Annotated in this window: 2 protein-coding genes and 1 pseudogene; all 3 read left to right on the plus strand. The window is 37.3% G+C overall.

Annotated features, from left to right (window positions below; translation table 11 throughout):
* The first annotated feature begins 246 nt into the window (after positions 1–246).
* The 3 genes and pseudogenes from DEF52_RS05960 to DEF52_RS05970 all read left to right on the plus strand — a co-directional run bounded on the left by DEF52_RS05960 (position 247) and on the right by DEF52_RS05970 (position 2016).
* Positions 247–570, plus strand: a complete 324-nt coding sequence (locus tag DEF52_RS05960) for an HNH endonuclease (protein ID WP_010082233.1) — start codon at positions 247–249, stop codon at positions 568–570.
* Between the two features lie 95 nt (positions 571–665).
* Positions 666–977: pseudogene (locus DEF52_RS05965) on the plus strand (nuclease/transposase family protein); the annotation flags it as partial.
* 7 nt (positions 978–984) lie between these two features.
* Positions 985–2016, plus strand: coding sequence for an Mrp/NBP35 family ATP-binding protein (locus DEF52_RS05970; protein WP_151808132.1), 1032 nt, complete (start codon positions 985–987; stop codon positions 2014–2016).
* The last annotated feature ends 74 nt before the right edge of the window (positions 2017–2090 follow it).

A 2090-nucleotide genomic window follows, 5' to 3' on the forward strand; every position in this document is an offset into this window, starting at 1 on the left:
GCTATTTTTGTAATTGTTTGACCTGCCTTTCTTTGTTCATTTGCCAGTTTAACAGCTTCCAATTTGAATTCTGCCGTATATTCTCCTACCATTTCTAATCCTCCAAAATTTTATTTTACCCAAAAAAACTCTTTTCTTTCTCTCCACTTTTTCTGGGTAAGGTCAGTCTTTAGGCACCCAAACAAAGGGAAATGCTGGATAAAAAGAAAATACTTTAAAAAGTATAATAACGATAACTGGCGTTTTATGACAAGTAACAAGATACATCTTATTATACACAGCGATCATGTTATTAAACGACATATCAAAGTGCAAAAAACCAGATCTCCATATGATGGTGATTGGGTTTATTGGGGTAAACGTCTGAGAAAAATACCAGATAAGCCATTAAGAGTAATAAAACTATTGAAGTTACAACAAAGTAAATGTGATAATTGTAGACTATGGTTTAAAAGTGATGATACAATAGAAATACATCACAAAGACCGGAATAGACGAAACAACATGATCAAAAACTTATCTTTGTTACATGGACATTGTCACGATGAATTACACAGGAGGTGTGCATGAAAAGCTCCAAATTGGAGAGAAGCCGTATGAGGCGCAAAGTCTCACGTACGGTTTTGAAGTCGAGTGAGGAGGGGCGACCTTCTTCACTTAGACAACAATATGCAGATGAAACTACGGAAGAAGACTTAAGGAAAATAGCAGAAAAAGCACCAATAATAAAGTTAGCCTACGATGAATTAGACAGGTTTAGCTGGAATGAAAAAGATTTAGTAGCATATGAAGAAAGAATAATGGATCTGCGGAAAGAAGAAGGCATCCTCGCTAAAAAACTTGATGAGGGAAAGATTGAAGGAAAGATTGAAGTAGCAAAAAACCTACTTAAGGCTGACATCTCTATTGATATTATCTCTCAGACAACCGGCCTTCCTCAAGCTGAGATTAAACGACTTCAGGAAGAAATCACCTAAAAGGCTAATGATCAACGAAGAAATTGTAAGAGAGAGCTTAAAAAAAGTCATAGAGCAAAAAATCGGTAAAGATGTTGGCATAATATCCTCAATCATTATTAAAGGCGGGGACGTTGGTTTTGCGCTTGAAGTTGCCGGTAACACACAAGCAAATGAAGAATTAAGAAAAATTTGTGAACAAACTGTTAAGGCTATACCAGGGGTGGAGAAGGTAACCGTGGTTGCTACTGGTCAAAAACAAACTGGGCAACAAAAAGCTAAATTACATATCGAAGGAGTGAAAAATATAATTATTGTGGCCTCTGGTAAAGGAGGCGTAGGTAAATCCACAGTTGCGCTAAATCTTGCTCTCTCATTAGCAAAGTTAAAACACAAAGTTGCGCTGGTTGATGCAGATATATATGGTCCTTCAATTCCTAAAATGCTTGGCGCTGAAAAATTAAAGCCAGAAATACAGGGTGGAAAAGCAATACCTATAGAAAGGTATGGACTACATACTATTTCAATCGGCTATTTTGTTGACAAGGATCGTGCAGCAATATGGCGCGGACCTATGATTACAAAAGCACTTTATAATCTGCTAATGGGAACAAAATGGTCCGATATAGAGTATTTGATAGTTGATACACCACCTGGAACTGGCGATGTGCATTTAAGTCTTATGGAAAATTTTAACTTAACCGGGGCGATAATAGTTTCAACTCCACAGGAGCTCTCTTTAATCGATGCTCGCAAAATTTATGATATGCTTAAAAAGCTCAGTATACCAATTATTGGCATTGTGGAAAACATGAGCTATTTTACTCAAAGCGGCTCAGAAATATACATATTTGGAAAAGACGGTGCAAAAAGAATGTCTGAGGAGCTAGGAATCAAACTCCTAGGCAGAGTTCCTCTAGATCCACAAATATGTCATGCTTCTGATTGTGGAAATCCTTTAATGCTAAGTGAAGATTTGGCAGAGATTTATGAAGGTATTGCTAAAGATGTTATAGCTAAAGTGGCTCTACAATTTGAAAAACCGTCATTCCGCTACTAGTTAGCGCCGCGGCGGTATGACGTAGGGGTAACCGTTCACACTTAATTCTTCAATCTCACTAATAGAAAGGCCAG

The sequence above is a fragment of the Wolbachia endosymbiont of Nasonia oneida genome, from assembly GCF_009012935.1.
Lineage (GTDB): Bacteria > Pseudomonadota > Alphaproteobacteria > Rickettsiales > Anaplasmataceae > Wolbachia > Wolbachia pipientis.

What these genes read in the sequence shown, in the direction of transcription:
- DEF52_RS05970 (WP_151808132.1), top strand. Translation starts at nt 985, where the DNA reads ATGATCAACGAAGAAATTGTAAGAGAGAGCTTAAAAAAAGTCATAGAG.
- DEF52_RS05960 (WP_010082233.1), top strand. Translation starts at nt 247, where the DNA reads ATGACAAGTAACAAGATACATCTTATTATACACAGCGATCATGTTATT.